The organism is Paracoccus sp. J56 (assembly GCF_019633685.1).
GTDB lineage: Bacteria > Pseudomonadota > Alphaproteobacteria > Rhodobacterales > Rhodobacteraceae > Paracoccus > Paracoccus kondratievae.
In genome coordinates, this window is record NZ_JAFL01000001.1 from 195,128 (window position 1) to 212,900 (window position 17,773).

General features: G+C 64.4%; 15 protein-coding genes. 5 read left to right on the forward strand and 10 right to left on the reverse strand.

All coding sequences use genetic code 11. The features are described from left to right. Positions 1-522 precede the first annotated feature (522 nt). Positions 523-1,092 (reverse strand): peptidylprolyl isomerase, encoded by a 570-nt coding sequence (locus tag M511_RS00960; protein ID WP_369750402.1) that lies wholly within the window; start codon positions 1,090-1,092, stop codon positions 523-525. A 22-nt stretch (positions 1,093-1,114) separates the two neighbouring features. Further along, entirely contained in the window at positions 1,115-1,624 is a 510-nt protein-coding gene (locus M511_RS00965; protein WP_010392591.1) for a peptidylprolyl isomerase, read from the reverse strand. 166 nt (positions 1,625-1,790) lie between these two features. On the opposite strand from M511_RS00965, the gene M511_RS00970 reads away from it, so the two are divergent. From M511_RS00970 to ftsY, 3 genes are all read left to right on the forward strand, one after another. Beyond that, the gene (locus tag M511_RS00970) at positions 1,791-2,987 is read left to right on the forward strand and encodes a phosphoglycerate kinase (protein WP_085501121.1); all 1,197 of its coding nucleotides are present in this window, start codon (positions 1,791-1,793) and stop codon (positions 2,985-2,987) included. A gap of 283 nt (positions 2,988-3,270) precedes the next feature. Next, positions 3,271-4,200, forward strand: a complete 930-nt coding sequence (locus M511_RS00975; RefSeq protein ID WP_085501122.1) for a class I fructose-bisphosphate aldolase — start codon at positions 3,271-3,273, stop codon at positions 4,198-4,200. Positions 4,201-4,332: 132 nt separating this feature from the next. Beyond that, positions 4,333-5,415, forward strand: a complete 1,083-nt coding sequence (ftsY, locus tag M511_RS00980; protein WP_010392595.1) for a signal recognition particle-docking protein FtsY — start codon at positions 4,333-4,335, stop codon at positions 5,413-5,415. 3 nt (positions 5,416-5,418) lie between these two features. Here ftsY and M511_RS00985 read toward each other — a convergent pair whose 3' ends face one another. From M511_RS00985 to hisS, 4 genes are read right to left on the reverse strand one after another with little or no spacing between them, the layout of a single operon-like run. Further along, entirely contained in the window at positions 5,419-5,787 is a 369-nt protein-coding gene (locus M511_RS00985; protein ID WP_085501123.1) for a hypothetical protein, read from the reverse strand. 54 nt (positions 5,788-5,841) lie between these two features. Then, positions 5,842-6,516 carry an ATP phosphoribosyltransferase gene (gene hisG / locus M511_RS00990; RefSeq protein ID WP_010392599.1) on the reverse strand — a complete coding sequence of 225 codons (675 nt, stop codon included), beginning with the start codon at positions 6,514-6,516 and terminating at the stop codon, positions 5,842-5,844. After that, positions 6,513-7,580: an ATP phosphoribosyltransferase regulatory subunit gene (locus M511_RS00995; RefSeq protein ID WP_085501124.1), complete on the reverse strand. Its 1,068-nt coding sequence runs from the start codon at positions 7,578-7,580 to the stop codon at positions 6,513-6,515. Before M511_RS00995 ends, hisG begins: the two co-directional genes overlap by 4 nt. Continuing rightward, entirely contained in the window at positions 7,577-9,061 is a 1,485-nt protein-coding gene (hisS, locus tag M511_RS01000) for a histidine--tRNA ligase (protein ID WP_085501125.1), read from the reverse strand. Before hisS ends, M511_RS00995 begins: the two co-directional genes overlap by 4 nt. Before the next feature lie 48 nt (positions 9,062-9,109). Here hisS and M511_RS01005 point away from each other — a divergent pair, with 48 nt between their 5' ends. Beyond that, the gene (locus tag M511_RS01005) at positions 9,110-9,325 is read left to right on the forward strand and encodes a SlyX family protein (RefSeq protein ID WP_010392606.1); all 216 of its coding nucleotides are present in this window, start codon (positions 9,110-9,112) and stop codon (positions 9,323-9,325) included. A 28-nt stretch (positions 9,326-9,353) separates the two neighbouring features. Here M511_RS01005 and M511_RS01010 read toward each other — a convergent pair whose 3' ends face one another. The 4 genes from M511_RS01010 to M511_RS01025 all read right to left on the reverse strand — a co-directional run bounded on the left by M511_RS01010 (position 9,354) and on the right by M511_RS01025 (position 16,680). Beyond that, positions 9,354-9,878, reverse strand: coding sequence for a DUF4177 domain-containing protein (locus tag M511_RS01010; RefSeq protein ID WP_085501126.1), 525 nt, complete (start codon positions 9,876-9,878; stop codon positions 9,354-9,356). Between the two features lie 176 nt (positions 9,879-10,054). Beyond that, positions 10,055-11,566, reverse strand: a complete 1,512-nt coding sequence (gatB, locus tag M511_RS01015; protein WP_085501127.1) for an Asp-tRNA(Asn)/Glu-tRNA(Gln) amidotransferase subunit GatB — start codon at positions 11,564-11,566, stop codon at positions 10,055-10,057. A gap of 81 nt (positions 11,567-11,647) precedes the next feature. Beyond that, the gene (locus tag M511_RS01020) at positions 11,648-13,558 is read right to left on the reverse strand and encodes a monovalent cation:proton antiporter-2 (CPA2) family protein (RefSeq protein WP_085501128.1); all 1,911 of its coding nucleotides are present in this window, start codon (positions 13,556-13,558) and stop codon (positions 11,648-11,650) included. Further along, positions 13,558-16,680 carry a hypothetical protein gene (locus M511_RS01025; protein ID WP_085501129.1) on the reverse strand — a complete coding sequence of 1,041 codons (3,123 nt, stop codon included), beginning with the start codon at positions 16,678-16,680 and terminating at the stop codon, positions 13,558-13,560. The genes M511_RS01020 and M511_RS01025 overlap by 1 nt, the downstream gene beginning before the upstream one ends. A 198-nt stretch (positions 16,681-16,878) precedes the next feature. On the opposite strand from M511_RS01025, the gene M511_RS01030 reads away from it, so the two are divergent. Beyond that, positions 16,879-17,727 carry an SIMPL domain-containing protein gene (locus M511_RS01030; protein ID WP_240547495.1) on the forward strand — a complete coding sequence of 283 codons (849 nt, stop codon included), beginning with the start codon at positions 16,879-16,881 and terminating at the stop codon, positions 17,725-17,727. The last annotated feature ends 46 nt before the right edge of the window (positions 17,728-17,773 follow it).

Below are 17,773 nucleotides of genomic sequence, written 5' to 3' on the forward strand. Positions count from 1 at the left end.
ATCCTTTGGCAGATCATATATATATCAGCCTTGATCAGGCGAGGTTTCAGGCCGACCGCAGCTGCAAGAAGCCTCGCCTGCCCAAGAAAAGCGCCTGACTGATCTATACCTGCCGACGGCTGAATGCCTGATGACGCCAGCGATAGCAGTTCACGGGCACTATTGCGTCCCGCCTGAACCGCCGGTTTCCATCAAGGCCAAGGGCCTGGATTGTCCCTGTCAGCACCTGATCCAACACGGAAAATCCTGGCTGGACGGCTTGCTCTAAAAGTCGCTTCCATCCCTCTCCCTGCCCGTGCAACGAGGCGGACGCATCCCATCCAGCCTTGTTTGCGGCTGTGAATGATGTGATCGGGTCCGTCATGACGAATGCTTCTCGGCAATGACAGCGTTACGAACCCGCCCGAGGGTTAACGGAATATGGGCGCAGAGCAGCGGCTGAAACGCCTCAGGCTGTCCGGGCAGATATCTCCCGACAAAAAAAGCCCCGCACAGGCGGGGCTTTCGGGTCTGTTGGCGGTTTTATTCCGCGACCGTCACCTTGACCATGTAATCAGGATCGACCACCGCGCCATTGGCGGCCGGATCGCCCTTTTTGACCGCGTTAAGCACATCCCAGCCGTCGATCAGCTGACCAACCACGGTATATTGCCCGTCAAGGAAGGTCGCCGGGGCCAGGTCGATAAAGAACTGGCTGTTGGCGCTGTCCGGGTCCTGCGAACGGGCCATGCCCACGGTGCCAGCCTGAAAGCTGACATCGTTGAACTCGGCTTTCAGGTCAGGCAGGTCCGAACCGCCCATGCCGGCGCGGGCGGTGTCGCCGCCGTGCTTGCCGAACTCGACATCGCCGGTCTGGGCCATAAAGCCGTCGATCACGCGGTGAAAGACCACCCCGTCATAGGCACCCGATTTCGCCAACGTCACCAGACGCTCGACATGTTTCGGGGCCTTGTCGTTATAAAGGTCCAGCACGATGCGGCCCTTGGGATTACCCTTGGAATCGGCAACCTCGATCACAAGGTTCGGCCCCGGACCGTCGGTCACCCCCGGCAGCCCCTCGGCCATGGCGGTATGGGCGGCCATGCCAGCCATCAGCGATGCGGAAAGCAGAACCTTACGCAACATCGGCCGCCACCTTTACCGAGATCATCCGGTCGGGGTTCGCCGGCGGCTCGCCGCGAGCGATGCGGTCCACGTGCTCCATCCCCTCGATGACGCGGCCGTAAACGGTGTATTGGCCGTTCAGAAAGTGGTTGTCCTTGAAGTTGATGAAGAACTGGCTGTTGGCCGAGTTCGGGTTCATCGACCGCGCCGCGCCCAGCGTGCCACGGTCATGTGGCAGGCGCGAGAACTCGGCCGGCAGGTCCGGCAAGTCCGAACCGCCGGTCCCCGCGCGCGAGGGGTTCCAGCCGTTTTCCATATTGGCATGTTCGACATCACCGGTCTGGGCCATGAAGCCCTCGATCACGCGGTGAAAGGCCACGTTGTCATATTTCCCGGCGCGGGCCAGCTCTTTCATGCGATCGACATGTTTCGGCGCAACATCGGGCAGCAGCTCGATCACCACCGGGCCGTCCTTCAGCTCGATGATGACCGTGTTCTCGGGATCCTTGATCTCGGCCATGGGGGTCTCCTTCTGATGGCTTGGGCAAAGGCATAAGCGTTTCGCCCCGCCCAGACAACGCCACCATTTGCCGAGGCGATCCCCCGCCGGCGCTGGTTGACGAAAATGTCATGATGCAGGAAAACAGCGCCGGGGCGGCGGAGCCCAGCATGAAAGGGACGAGAGCATGGCGGATTTCAACACGATCGACGACCTGGATCTTGACGGCAAGGTGGTGCTTGTCCGCGTGGACGTGAACGTCCCGGTCGAAAATGGTCAGGTCACCGACGCTACCCGGATCGAAAAGATCGTGCCGACCGTCAAGGATATTCAGGCCAGGGGCGGTATCCCGGTGCTGCTGGCCCATTTCGACCGTCCCAAAGGCAAACGCGTCGACAGCATGAGCCTGAAAGTCGTCGTTCCGACGCTGGAAAAGGCGCTTGGCCAGCCGGTGAAATTCTCGGAAGAGGCAATCGGCGGCCCGGCGAAACGTGCCGTCGCCGATCTGGCCAGGGGCGATGTGCTGCTGCTGGAAAACACCCGCTTCTATCCGGGCGAGGAAAGCAACGACCCGACCTTTGCCGCCTCTCTGGCCGCGCTGGGGCAGGCCTATGTTAACGACGCCTTCTCGGCCGCGCATCGCGCCCATGCCTCGACCGAAGGGATCGCGCGGCTGCTGCCCGCCGCCGCCGGCAGGCTGATGGAGGCCGAGCTGAAGGCGCTGGACGCCGCGCTTGGCAATCCGCAGCGCCCGGTCGTCGCGGTGGTCGGGGGCGCCAAGGTCTCGACCAAGCTCGACCTGCTCGGCAACCTCATCGAAAAGGTCGATCACCTCGTCATCGGCGGCGGTATGGCAAACACCTTCCTCGTCGCTCAGGGGATCGAGGTCGGCAAATCTCTGGCCGAACGCGACATGGCCGATACAGCGCGTGAGATTCTGGGCAAGGCGGAACAAGCCGGATGCACAATTCACCTGCCGGTGGACGTGGTTGTCGCGCGCGAGTTCAAGGCGGGTGCCGAGAATGAGACTGTGGCGGCGGATGCCTGCCCGGCCGATGCCATGATCCTGGACGCTGGTCCGGCAACGGTGGCCAGGATCACCGAAGTCTTTGACGCCAGCCGCACGCTGATCTGGAACGGCCCGCTTGGCGCCTTTGAGATTCAGCCCTTTGACGCAGCGACCAATGCCGCCGCGCAAGAGGCCGCCCGCCTGACGCAGGAAGGCAAGCTGATCTCGGTCGCCGGTGGCGGCGATACGGTGGCAGCCCTGAACAAGGCAGGCGTGGCAAGCAGCTTTACCTTTATCTCGACCGCCGGGGGCGCGTTCCTTGAGTGGATGGAGGGCAAGGAACTGCCCGGCGTCGCTGCCTTGCAGAAGCGCTGAAACCGCAAGGATGGGATCAGGGGCCGCAATGGCCCCTTTTTTCCTATCTGTCAGCCCCGCATCCCGGCACGCCCCCTTGCGAATCTCCTGGATGGTCACAGGCAGGGGAAAACCCGGCGCGACAGAAATCGTGGCCAAACCCCGACAAAAATGGCACGCACTGTGCCTTCTTTCCCGACAGGCAGGCGGGGTCCGGCCTGACAGATGCGCCGTTAGCGCAATCTGAATTGCCCTTGCCAACCGGTCTGCTAATCACCGCCTCAAGTCAGAAATGGAGTTCCCGATGCAGATGACCGATACCGTCCGCAAGATCCTCGCCAATTATGAAGGCGAAGCACCGGGCGTGAAGGCCCAACTGGCCCGCATGCTGATGACCGGCAAACTGGCCGGCACCGGCAAGATGATCATCCTGCCCGTGGACCAGGGGTTCGAACATGGGCCGGCGCGCAGCTTTGCCCCGAACCCTGCCGGCTACGACCCCCATTATCACTATCAGCTCGCCATCGACGCCGGGCTGAACGCCTATGCCGCGCCGCTGGGCATGATCGAGGCAGGTGCCGACACCTTTGCCGGCCAGATCCCGACCATCCTCAAGGTGAACTCGGCCAACTCGCTGATGTCGGACACCGCCGGCAAGAACCAGGCGATCACCGCTTCGGTCGATGATGCGCTGCGGCTGGGCTGTGCGGCCATCGGCTTTACCATCTACCCGGGCAGCGACATGGCGCTGGACATGATCGAAGAGATCGTCGAGATGCGCCGCGAAGCCGCCGCCAAGGGTGTTGCGACCGTGATCTGGTCCTATCCGCGCGGCGAAGCGATCTCGAAAGACGGCGAAACTGCGATCGACATCGCGGCCTATGCAGCCCAGATCGCGGCCCTGATCGGTGCGCATATCATCAAGATCAAACTCTCGACCGATCACCTTGAGCTGCCCGAGGCCAAAAAAGTCTATGAATCCAAGGGTATCGACATTTCAACCCAGGCCAAACGGGTCGAACACTGCATGCAGGCCGCCTTTAACGGCCGCCGTCTGGTGGTGTTCTCGGGCGGTGCTGCCAAGGGCGCGGATGCGGTTTACGACGACGCTCGCGCCATCCGTGACGGCGGCGGCAACGGCTCGATCATCGGCCGCAACAGCTTCCAGCGTTCGCGCGAAGATGCGCTGCAAATGCTGCAAAAGCTGGTCGATATCTATCTGGGCAAAGCCTGATCTCAGGCCCCCGGCGAGGAAGATATCCCCGCGGAATATCTGGTCGAAACAAGCGGCGTCCCTTGCGGGGCGCCCTTTTCCTTTGGGCCAAGATTGCCTAGTCTCTGGCCCGACAGACAGAAGGATGGGTGCATGTCGTTTTTCTCAAAGCTGCGCGACCGGTTGACGCGATCCTCGTCGAAGATCGGCGCGGGGCTGGAGGATATCGTCTCGGACGGAGCTGCACAGACCCAGCCACCGGCTTCCGAACCGGCCCCCGCCCCGGCAACCCCAGCCGCGCCCCCTGCCCCGGCACCGGACACCGCCCCGGCGGCTGAAGCCGAGACCCGGCCCGGCGTTCTGGGTCGTCTGTTTGGCCGCGCCACAGCCCCCGCCGAACCCCGGCGCGAGCTTGACGATGCGATGCTGGAAGAGCTGGAAGAGATGTTGATCCAGGCCGATATGGGCGTCGAGACCGCGCTGCGCGTCACCGCCAATATCGCTGAAGGCCGCATGGGCCGTCGCGTCTCGGCGACCGAGCTGAAAGAGCTGCTGGCCAATGAGATCACCCGCATCATGACGCCGGTGGCCAAGCCCCTGCCCATCTATCCCAAACGGCCGCAGGTGGTTCTGGTGGTGGGCGTTAACGGCTCGGGCAAGACGACGACGATCGGCAAGCTTGCCAGCCAGTTCAAAGCGGCGGGCAAGAATGTCGTGATCGCCGCAGGCGATACATTCCGCGCCGCTGCCGTCGAGCAATTACAGGTCTGGGGCCAGCGCGCCGGCGTGCCGGTGCTGACCGCGCCCGAAGGGTCCGACCCTGCAAGCCTTGCCTTTGACGCCATGACCAAGGCCGAGGCCGAGGGCGCGGATCTGTTGATGATCGACACGGCCGGACGACTGCAAAACCGTCAGGACCTGATGGAAGAGCTGGCAAAGATCGTCCGCGTCATCCGCAAAAAGGACCCGTCAGCCCCGCATAACACCCTGCTGGTGTTGGACGCGACCACGGGCCAGAACGCGCTGAGCCAGGTCGAGATCTTTCAAAAGCTGGCCGATGTGTCGGGTCTGGTGATGACCAAGCTGGACGGCACGGCGCGCGGCGGCGTGCTGGTGGCGCTGGCCGACCGCTTTGGCCTGCCGATCCATGCCATCGGCGTCGGCGAACAGATCGACGATCTGGACGCCTTTGACGCCAGCGATTTTGCCCGCGCCCTGGTCGGACTGGACAGCTAAAGCTTACGGCTTGACCAGATGCGCGTCGGTCCGGGTATCCTCGGCCGGGGCGACATTGCCGACCGGATCAGCCTCGGGCATCGTCACCTCTTGCGGCGGGGTAAAGGCCGCGGTCAGCTCGGCGGTCTTTTCCTGTTTGTCATAGATGCAGACATAGCGGTCGGCCGCCCCATCCTCAAAGGCGGTAATCAGCAAAGCCGCGCCATAGCTTTCCGAGCCAAAGGGGTTGACCTCAATCATGGTCTCGCCCTCTTGGGGGGCAAGCGCCGAACAGGCGGTCTCGACATCCTTGCGGAACTGTTCCCACTCGGCCTCGGAAGAGGCAAGCGCGGGGCCGACGGACAAGAGCAGCATCAGGACGGCGTGGCGCATCGGCTTTCTCCCTTTTCGTGCGACAAGCCTAACGCGCCAGAACGCCTTGGGTTTCTAAATCCCCAGCAGGGCCGCGAAATCCCTTACCTCACCCTCATCCCCGGCAGCAACGGAACGCAGCAGCGTCGCCTGCGACTGCAAGACAGGTTCGCCAATGACCTTGAGGTGGTTGGCACGCAGCGTCTCGCCCGAGGATGTGATATCGGCAATCGCCTCGGCCGTCAGGTTCGCAACCGTCCCTTCAGTCGCGCCCTGACTGTCAACCAGCTGATAATCTGCGACTTCTTCGGCTGACAACCAGGCACGCACCAGCCTGTGATATTTGGTGGCGATACGCAGGCGAAAGCCGTGTTCCGCCCGGAAATCGCGGGCAATGGCAGCGAAATCGTCCAACGTTTCGCAATCGCTCCAGCAGGCAGGAACGGCAAGGATCAGGTCGGCGTGGCCAAAGCCCATCGGGGCCAGTTCTTCGACATGGCTGCGCCAACCGGCCAGCTTTTCCCGAATCAGATCAATGCCGGTCACACCCAGATGGATGCGGCCCGCCTGCAATTCACGCGGGATCTCACCCGCCGACAGCAACACCAGCGTCACATTCGCAGCGCCCTCAACCCGGCCCGCATATTCACGCTCCGAGCCCGCGCGCGACAGGCGCACGCCACGGGCGGCGAACCAGTCAAAGGTCTGCTCCATCAGCCGCCCCTTGGACGGCACGCCCAGCCGGATCATGACAAGCCTCCCAGTTCATGGACAAGGCCCGGGCGGATGATGCCCCCGACAGCAGGAATCGAGCGACCCCGCGCCTGCCCCAGCACCGCCGCCAGCGCGTCATAACGCCCGCCCGAGGCGACCGGAGGCCAGTCCTCGCGTCCCAAAGCGGCAAAGCTGAAGGTCATGCCGTCGTAATATTCCATCGTATGCCGACCATGGCTTGCATCGAACCGGATCGCGCCAACGTCGATGCCTCGGGCCGACAGCGCAGTCAGGTTACGCTCAAGCCGGTCCACGGCCTCGGCGATATCGGGGATTTCGGCACTGAGGATGCGCAGTTGGCGCAGCGCCTCGGGCGCAGGTGCAGAAATGGCGAAAAGCCGTTCAAGCCGCGTAACCCATTGCGCGGACAAAGGCGCCTCGGCAACATCGCTGCGCAACCGGTCAATGCGGGCCTGCATTTCATCGGCCGAACGCAAGCCCGTCCAGGGCGCGGGGCTGTCGGGAAACTCGCGCGATTCGGCCGGCGCGGCAAAACGCGCAAGCAGCCGGGCAAAGCGCCGTGGCCGCCAGATATGATGCAGCAGCGCCGCGCGCCGCGCGCCCGACAGCGGCAGGGCGCGCACCGCATCCATCAGCAGGTCCATATCGCCCATGGTCGCCTGCAAACGCAGTGGCGCAAGGATGTCGTGAAAAAGCGCAAAGACCTCGGCATCAGCATCCGGGTCGCGGGCGAAAAGCTCAAACCCCGCCTGCAGATATTCATTGTCGCGCGGATGTTCGGGCCGGGTTTCGCCGTGGTCCTGTTTGCGGAAAACCTCGCCCAGATAGCAATAGCGGGCCGGCTCGGCACCGTTTGCCATATGCATCTGCACCACCGGCACGGTGAAATCGGGGCGCAACATCATCTCACCCCGGATCGGGTCCTGGGTGACATAGGCGCGGGCGCGAATGTCCTCGCCATAAAGGTCAAGAAGCGTCTCGGCCTCAAGCAGGATGTCGGGCGCGACCTCCTGCGCCCCCGCAGCGCGAAAGGCGGCAAGGATCTGCTGACCGATGGCCTGTTTCTCGCGCTTGCTCATCCGAGGATACGCCGCACTTCCGCGACAAGCTGGTCGCGGGGCACCTCGGTCTGGGCCGGCTGGGCCTTCCATTCCTCATGGCTGGCCTCGGCTGCGATCCTGGCCCCAAGGATCAGGTCCTTGACCTGCACGACGCCCCGCTGGGCCTCGTCCGTACCCTGGATGATGGCGACGGGCGCGTTGCGCTTGTCAGCATATTTCAACTGGTTGCCAAAGTTCTTGGGATTGCCAAGATAGACCTCGGCCCGGATGCCGGCGGCGCGCAATTCAGCGGCCATGGCCTGATATTCCGCCATACGGTCGCGGTCCATGACGGTAACGACTACCGGGCCCTGATCGGAGCCGCCCATCAGCCCCTTGGCGCGCAGCGCAGCAAGCAGCCGATCCACACCGATCGACACGCCAGTCGCCGGGACCTTCTGCCCGGTAAAACGCTCGACCAGCCCATCATAGCGCCCGCCGCCCGCGACCGAGCCGAATTGACGCTTGCGACCCTTTTCATCAAGGATCTCAAAGGTCAGCTCGGCCTCGAATACCGGGCCGGTGTAATAGCCAAGCCCGCGCACGATCGAAGGGTCGATGACGGCACAATCCTCACCAACCCCCATGGCGGCCAGCATCGCAGCGATCTGTTCCAGCTCATCAACGCCCTCGGCCCCAATGGCAGAGGTGCCGACAGCGGCGCGCAGATTAGCCAGCGTCTGGGTATTGTCCGCACCCTTCGAGGTCAGGAAGGCCAGTACCGGCGCAGCCTGTTCGGCTGTCAGCCCCACACCCTCGATAAACGCACCGCTGTCATCCTTGCGCCCCGTCGTCAAAAGCTGGCGGACGCCCTCTTCTCCAATCTTGTCGAACTTGTCGATGGTACGCAGGACAGCATCGGCAGCCTGTCCCTCGGTCACGCCCATAGCCTCAAGAATGCCGTTCAGCACCTTGCGGTTGTTGATGCGGATCAGGTAGTCGCCGCGCCGGATCCCGGCATGCTCCAGTGCCGCAGCCAGCATGGCGCAGATCTCGGCATCCGCCGCGACCGAGGCCGAACCGACCGTATCAGCGTCGCATTGATAGAACTGGCGAAAGCGGCCTGGACCGGGCTTTTCGTTGCGCCAGACCGGCCCCATCGCATAACGGCGATAAGGCGAAGGCAGATCGTTACGGAACTGTGCCGCGACCCGGGCCAAAGGCGCGGTCAGGTCATAGCGCAGCGCCAGCCAATCGCCCGGACCACCGCCCGGCACCTCGGCTTCTTGCCAGGCAAAGACGCCGGCATTGGGGCGGTCCACGTCGGGAAGGAACTTTCCCAGCGCCTCGACGGTTTCCACCGCACTGGTTTCAAGCGGCTCAAAGCCGTGGCGATGATAGATCTCGGCGATGCGGTCGAGCATCTGCTTGCGCTCGGTCACATCCGCACCGAAATAGTCACGGAACCCCTTGGGCGTCTCGGCCTTGGGGCGGGGCTGTTTCTTCAGATCTTTCGCCATGGTTTGCCTCGGGCTTTTCCATGGGCGGGTCTAACGGATGGAGGATGGATGGACAAGCAGACGCAGGACCGGATTGAACGGCTGGAAGAGGCCGTGGCCTATCTGACGCGTACCGTCGAAGATCTGTCGGCCATTGTCGCCCGGCAAGAGGGTGAGATCACCCGCCTTGGGCGCCATGTCGGCATGTTGATGGAGCGAGAGGCCGAACGAGAGGCCGAGGCGGGCACCGTTCCGCTGGCAGATCAGCGCCCACCGCATTGGTAGGCGCCCCGCCTCGCACGATATGTGACGATTAACGGCTGGCCGGGCCAAGACGCGGCCCGGTCGGGGCGGGCGCCTGGGGTGCGGTCAGCGGCGGTTCGGACACCCGGCTCCGGGCGTTCGGCGCAACCGGTGCGGTCAGAGGCGCGGTGGGTTTCGGCGCAGCGCGCATCGGCTGGCTGAACGGCCCACGCGGCTGGGCCGCAGCCTCATCCTCGGGCTGAGCCTGGGTTTGCGGCTGTGCTTCGGCAGGTTCCGCGACCGGTGCGGCAACCGGCGGCGCGACAGGCTCGGCCAGCGGCACCTCTTGTCGGGTCGAAACGGCCAGCGCTCTACGAAAAACCAGCAGGTTGTGATAGACGGTGGTCCGGCTTGTCAGACCCGAACGCTCTTCTGCCGGCAAGGTCTCGGCGCGGACATATTCCCAGCCATCACGGCCCATCTCGTTCAGCACATCGCTGAGCGTGGCGGCAAAGCGTTCGATCCCACTGCGGGCACCCCTGGCCTTTTCGCCGCGCGCGGGTGCAGGGATGACGGTGTATTCATAGCTGGTCATGCGTCTGCCTTTCCTTTGTCGCGCAGGTTAGGCGAGATGAAACGTCAAGGGAAGCGCCTCGCGCAGCAGCACCCCTAGCCCGCCCTGCACGAGCGCGTGAGGCCGATCATAGGCCCCGCATGAAAAAAACCGCCCCCGGCACGAGGGCGGCTGGGTGATCAGGGGAAAGCCGGGCTTCAGCTCAGCTTCCTGGCGACCAGTTCGTTCACAGCAGCCGGGTTGGCCTTGCCGCCGGTCGCTTTCAGCACCTGACCAACGAACCAGCCAGCCAGTTTGGGGTTGGCCTTGGCCTTTTCCACCTGCGCCGGGTTTGCGGCGATGATCTCATCAACCGCCTTTTCGATCGCGCCCAGATCGGTAACCTGCTTCATGCCGCGCTCTTCCACGATTGCGGCGGGGTCGCCTCCTTCGGTCCACAGGATCTCAAACAGGTCCTTGGCGATCTTGCCCGAGATGTCGCCCTTGGCGATCAGGTCGATCACCCCGCCAAGCTGCGCTGCCGAAACCGGAGAATTCTCGACCGTCAGCCCCTCTTTGTTCAGGCGGCCGAACAGCTCGTTGATGACCCAGTTTGCCGCCTGTTTGCCATCGCGGCCAGCAGCGACCTGCTCAAAGAAATTGGCGTTCTCGACCTCGGCAGTCAGCACGCCGGCGTCATATTCCGACAGGCCGAGTTCAGTGACGAAACGCACCTTTTTCTCATCCGGCAGTTCAGGCATCGAGGCCGCAATGCCATCCACCCACTCCTGCTCGATCTCAAGCGGCAGCAGGTCGGGATCGGGGAAATAGCGGTAGTCATGCGCCTCTTCTTTCGAGCGCATCGAACGGGTCTCGCCCCGGTCAGGGTCATAAAGCCGGGTCTCTTGCTCGATCTTGCCACCATCTTCGAGAATGGCGATCTGGCGGCGGGCCTCATATTCGATGGCCTGCTGGATAAAGCGCAGCGAGTTCATGTTCTTGATCTCGCAGCGGGTGCCAAGATGGCTGTGATCGCCCGTTTCCTGATAGCGCTCATAGGCACCGGGCTGGCAGACCGAGACGTTCACGTCGGCACGCAGGTTACCGTTCTGCATGTTGCCGTCACAGGTGCCAAGATAGCGCATGATCTGGCGCAGCTTGGCGACATAGGCGGCAGCTTCTTCAGGGCCGCGGATATCGGGGCGGCTGACGATCTCCATCAGCGCCACGCCGGTGCGGTTCAGATCCACGAAGGACATGTTGGGATCCATGTCGTGGATCGACTTGCCGGCATCCTGTTCAAGGTGGATCCGCTCGATCCGGACACGGCGGGCGACGCCCGGGGCCATGTCCACGATCACTTCGCCTTCGCCCACAATGGGGTGATAAAGCTGGCTGATCTGATAGCCCTGTGGCAGGTCAGGATAGAAATAGTTCTTGCGGTCAAAGGCCGAGACCAGATTGATCCGGGCCCTGAGCCCCAGCCCGGTCTTGACCGCTTGCGCAACGCAGAATTCGTTGATCACCGGCAGCATGCCGGGCATGGCGGCATCGACGAATGCGACATGGCTGTTCGGTTCGGCCCCAAAGCCGGTCGAGGCACCCGAGAACAGCTTGGCATTCGACGCGACCTGAGCGTGAACCTCAAGCCCGATGACCAGTTCCCAGTCCTGTTTCGCCCCCTGAATGACTTTGGGTTCCGGGGCGGTATAGGTCAGATGGTCAAGCATGGCATTTCCCTTGGCAAGGTTGCCCTGCCTTCTAGGCGCTTGGCGCGCGGCTCGCAAGAGTTGCGCGCGGATCGCAGCTGCCTAGCGCCCACCGGGGCGGCCCGGACGGGTCAGGCCATGTTCGGGCGCCTCATCCTGATCGGCAACGATGGGGGCCGCGCTGGGACCATGGGCAAACCGCTCCATCAGAGCGTTTTCAAGGTGGCGGTTCAGGTCGCGGCTCAGCGCTATATATTCCGGGTTCTCATCCACCGGAACGCCGGGCTTCCACACCTCGGCCAGTTCGCGCAGATGCGCACGGTCCATGCGATAAAAGATGCGCTCAAGCTCGGACGCCTCATAGGGGGACAGCCCCATATTTTCGAGCACATAGCGTCCCGCGCGCAGCGAGCTGTCAAAGGTTTCCCGCACGATATGATCGGCCTTGGCAGCATAGAGACGAAAAACGTCGATCCGGTCCCGCGCCCGGGCGATGATGACGATATCGGGGCGCTTTTCACGGGCATAGCGGATCAGACGCAGGTTCGCCTCGGGGTCGTCCAGCGCCGCGACCAGCACCCGCGCCTTGTCAAGACCGGCAGCCATCAGAATCTCGGGCCGGGTCGGATCGCCGAAATAGCCTTTAAAACCGAAACGCCGCATAAGCTGGATCACCTCAAGATCGTGATCAAGCACGGTCGTCTTGTACCCCGACATCGTCACCAAGCGGTTCAGCACCTGTCCAAAGCGCCCCACCCCGGCAATGATGATCGGCTGCTGCTCTGAAATCTCATCCGCGATATCGCTCGCCCTTTCCTCGGCGATACGGCGCGAGATGAAATCCGACAGGATGAACAGCAGCGGCGTCGCCAGCATCGACAACGCAATGACAAGCAGAAACCCCTGCGCCACCAGCCGGGGCAGAATGGCCAGCGACACGGCATAGGAAATCAGCACAAAGCCGAACTCGCCCGCCTGCGCAAGCGACAGGGTAAACAGCATCCGGTCACGCCCGCGAATACCTGTCAGCCGCGCGATCAGATGCAGGATCAGCGCCTTGATGGCGATGACCGTCACCGTGATCCCGATCACTGTCACCGGATATTCGGACAGCAGGCGAAAATTCATCCCTGCCCCGACGGTGATAAAGAACAGCCCAAGCAGCAGGCCCTTGAAGGGTGCGATCTGGCCCTCAAGCTCATGGCGGAACTCAGAGCCTGCCAGCATCACCCCGGCCAGAAAGGTGCCAAGCGCGGGCGAAAGGCCGACGAACTCCATCAACGAGGCGATTCCGACAACGATCAGCAGCGCCATCGCAGTGTCGAGCTCATTCAGGCGTGCGGTATAAACCCAGCGAAACAGGGGCCGGATCAGATACTGGCCGATCAGCACCACCGCCCCTACCGCGCCAAGCGTGACCAAGGCGGCCGCCCAGCCGGGCAGCGCATGCATGAAAGCCTCACCAATATGCTCTTCGGCCTGCGGCAGGGGGGCACGGGTCGCCAGCAGCGGCATCAGCGCCAGCATCGGAATGACGGCAATGTCCTGGGTCAGCAGCACCGCAAAGGCCCCGCGCCCGCCCGGTGTATGCATCAGCGATTTTTCCGACAGCGTCTGCAGGACGATGGCGGTCGAGCTTAGCGCCAGGATCATCCCCAGCGTGACCGAAACATGCCAGTCCTGCCCCAGCGCCATGCCAACCAGCGCCAATAGCACCACGGTGCCGACGATCTGCATGCTGGCAAGGCCCAGCAGGCGCTTGCGCATCTGCCACAGCGCCTGCGGCTCAAGCTCCAGCCCGATCAGGAACAGCATCATTACCACGCCAAATTCGGCGAAATGCTGCAAATCGGCCATCTCGCCCGGCGTCCCGGCAAGCCCGAGCACCGGACCAATGACAATCCCCGCAATCAGATAGCCCAGAACCGAGCCCAGCCCCAGTCGCGCAGACAGCGGCACAGCGATCACCATTGTCATCAGATAGACAGTGGCGATCAGCAGGAATGTCTCCATCAGCGCCCGTCCAGCATGCGCAATTCGTGAACCCGGCCCGCCTTGACATAGGTCAGCCTGCCGTCACCGATCGAGTTGATCGTGCCGCCGTCAATGCGGTCGCCGATACGGACCGTCACCACCTTGCCGTTGCGCAGCCGGATCAGCGCGCGGCTGGCCTTGCCCGCGCCAATGATGCCAATGATCGTCGTCCGGCCTACATTAAGGCCGCGCGGTTGCGTCGCGGCCTTGGCCACACTGGCCGAGGTCGGGCTTTTGGACAGGGCGGCGGCGGCAATCTCGGGCTCGTTATCGACCTCGGGTGGCTTGTATTCCTGACGGCGGGCGCGGGCTGCGCGTTCTTCGGCCTCGGCCTGCGCACGGGCGCGGGCTTCGGCCTGGGCGCGGGCCTCGGCCTCGGCCTGGGCGTCAGCGGCGGCACGGGCACGAATGCGCGCCTCGGCCTGCGCCTGAAGCTGCTCGTCAAGCTTGCGGCGCGCGGCAAGCTCTGCCTCGCTGGGTCCGGCAGCGGCGGGCGGCTCAGGCGCGGCAGCCGGGGCATCTGGCGCCGCTGCTGCGGCGGCGGCGACAGGAGCATCTCCGCGCCGGGGCGGCAGCGGCGATGACGCCAGCGCCGAAAGCTGCACCCCACCCGGAGTTGCGGGGGACGCGGCGACCGCAGCCGAGATCGCCTCTTCGACCGCCTGACTGGGAATGGCAGCTCGACCGGAACGTGCTGGCGGACGCGGTGAGCCACGCAAAAGCCCGCCCGAATCCCGGGCGGGCGCGGCAGCCGTGACGCGTTCGGGCCGGTCCGGTGGCGGCGTGGTCGCCGATCTGATTGCAGCATCAATGGCTGAAGGGCTGACCGCATCGCTGGCTGTGGCCGGAGACGCCCCACCCGGCTTATGCGGCGGGCGGACCTGCGCCAGCCGCGCATCAGGTGACGGATCGGGCAGACCCGTGACCAGCGCACTGCGGCCCAGATCCTGAATCAGCAGGCGCAGATGCAGTTGCTCAGCCGGGGTCAGCTCATCATTGGCCTGGACGGCACCCAGAACCTCGGGCGTCGAGCCTTCGGGGCGCGAGGGCGGGCGGGCCGAACCGCGCAGCGTCGCCGCCCGGCTATTGTCAGTGGCCGCCGGTGGCGGCTGGACCGCCGCACCCGAGGCCGCAGGCGCAGCGCGGCGCGCACGTTCAGGCGGACGGGCACCCGAGATCGGCTGAGTCTTACGCTGGCTCGCCTCATAAGGCAGCGGATCAGAGGGCACACGAGGAGCAGAATCGGCGCGCGGCGTGGTGGTCTGCGGCGCGGCGCGGCGCGGGGCAAGCTGCGGACGGGCCGAACTGGTCAGCTGCGTTGTCGCCGGGGCGGGCTTTTGCTGCGTCACCACGGCACGGGAAGGCCGCTGCGCCGGAGCAGGTGCCCGAGCAGTGGTCTGAGCCGGGGCTTGCGCCCGAGGCTGCGTCGGTACCGGAGCCTCGGCAGCGCGGTTTTCAGCGGGTCGGGTCTCGGCAGGTTGTGTCTCGGCAGGCTGCGGATCAACCGTGGCGGTCAGCGCAGGCTCGGCAGTAACCGGCTCTTCGACCGGCGCGGACGGGGTGGCAGGCGTGACCGAAGGCGGCACCACCGCAGCGGCAACCGCCGCAGCAGCGACGATGACACGACGCTTTTCCTCTTCGGTCAGCGCCGAAACCGGGGGCGCGGCAGGCTCACTGACTGCCACTTGCCCGGCCGAGGTCTCCGGCTGGGCCGCGGCAGGCTGCTCCCCGGTCGGGGCGATTCCCGGTTCGGCGGGGGTTTGCGGCGCGGTTTGCTGCTCCGGGACGGTCCCAGCGATCTGCGACGCATCCTTTTCGGGCACGAGGAAGGCCCAGATCAGGATCAGACCGACCACCAGCGCCCCTAGCATACCAAGCAGGCTGACAAGGCCGCCACGCTCACCCGGGCGGCGCGGCTGAGCAGGCGCGACGCCCAGGCTCCGCGCCTGACGGGCACCGGCAGCACGCTCATGCACCGCGCGGGCACGCGGATTCAGCCCGGCATTCGCAGGCGCGGCAGGGTGGTCCTCTGCTGCGACATGCGGCGTCGCAGGTTCATCGGACGCAACGGGGGCATCATCCGCTTCAGTGGCGGGAACTTCGGCAGCGGTCTCAACAGGTGCGGCCTCGGACGCTGCATCGCCTTGTGCTTCGGCAGCATCAGAAGCAGGTTCCGCGTCTGCTGCAGAGACGGTCTCTTCAGCCTCAGCGGCAGCATCGTCCGCCTGCGGCTCAACGGGTGCCTCAGCAGCAACCGGATCGGCATCCTCGGCGGGTTCCTCTTTGTCCTCCACAGCCTCAGCGGACGCAGGATCTTCTACCGCGCCATCATCGACTGAGGTCGCAGCCTCACCCTCTGTCGCAGCCTCGCTCGCGGGGTCATCTTTGGGGCTTGCCTCGGAGATCTTGGCCTGTTCATCAGCAGCAGCCGGAACCTCGTCAGGGCCGCTTTCCACAGCCGGCTCATCCGGGCTGCCTTGCAGGTCCAGAGCAGCCTGCGCTGTGGTTTCCTTCTGCGCCTCATCGTCGATAAGCAGCGCGCCTGCTGTCACGCCTGCTTGCGTCAGGCCGATCCTGGGGCGGGGGCGCCGCACGGGGTCCAGCACAAAGACCGGCTCTCCGGGGTAAAGATCGGCAGGAGGGGTGGCGCAAAACCCCTGCCCCTCAAACCCGTATTGCTCGGCGAATTCGCGGGCTTCACGCAAGGTCTGGCGAGCCACGGCGGCCACGCGCACGCTGTCGCCGTCACCTTCCCAGTCAAAGGCCAGATCCTGGATCTTATACGGGGTCAGCCCGTCCAGCGCCCGACCCACCGCCAGTTCACGATCTGCGCCGGGCGCGACAGTCAGGGTGGTATAAAGGATCTGGTCGTCGGGAATGATCAGGGTAACCGGCAGTACCTCGTCCGAACCGGTCGCCATGTTGCGCAGGCGCACGAAATCATCGCGAAAGTCAGGTGCCGAGAAATCGACCGAGCCAAGATGCCGCCAGCCCGCAGGCGCCGCGCCATCCCCATGTTCCAAAACCCGGTCGCGCCGTTGCAGATGCACGGCGTCCTCGCTGAAAGAGAGGGCGTATTCAGGAGCGGAATCAAGCGACATCTATAGGCTTTGCCTTGCGGTTCCGGGCGCCGGGGCGCGTATTCATGATTGATAGTTCCGGACTAACGCAGAACGCCACCCGTGAAAAGCCAAACACCTGATTGTGAGGCATCCATCGGCGTGTTTCCGGTGTTATAGCGGCTCATGACAGCAATCGCGTGGAAGGGTCCGCCCAGCCCGCGTCAAGGAGAGATGACCATGTCCCAATTCCGCCCCCTCATCGCTGCAACTGCGCTGATGGTTCTGGCCGCAGGCCCGCTGGCTGCGCAAACCGCGCAACCCGACGTGCCTGCGCCCCCTGCGCCCATGGGACATCACAGCATGAAAGCCATGAAACACACCCCTTTTGCCAAGCTGACCGTGACCGGCACCGGTCATGCCACCGCCCAGCCTGATATGGCCACGGTCTCGGTCGGGGTCAGCACCCGCGCCGCCACCGCCGCCGAAGCCATGTCACAAAATGCCGAACAGCAGAAAAAAGTGATCGAGACGCTGAAGGCCGAGGGGATCGAGGCGCGCGATATCCAGACCGCTGGTCTGAACCTGTCGCCGACCATGGATTATTCCGATCAGGGCAAACCGCCGAAGCTGACCGGCTATACCGCGCAAAACACCGTTTCGGTGCGGGTGCGCGACGTGGCGGGTCTGGGACCGGTGCTCGACAAGCTGGTCACCTCGGGCGCAAATGAGATCGGCGGTATCGTCTTTTCGCGTGAGGACATGACCGAGGCCGAGGACAAGGCCCGCACCGAGGCCGTCGCCGATGCACGCCGTCGTGCCGAAGTGATGGCCGAGGCGGCAGGCATGCGGCTGGGCGGCCTGCTGTCGCTTTCGGATGCCGCAGTCAGCAGCGGGCCGCGCCCGATGATGGCGATGCGTGTCCAGGAAAGCGCCGCGGCCGACACCCCGATCGAGGCCGGAGAGTTGGGGATCAGCACGAATGTCACCGCAGTCTTTGCCATGCTGCCGGCTGATGCGCCGGAAGTCGACGAGCCGGGCGACGCCCCCGCAACCGAGGCGGGGACCGAAGACGCCCCGGCGAACTGATCACAATCATAAGGGCGGCGCGGCAAGGCACCGCCCTTTTTCCTTG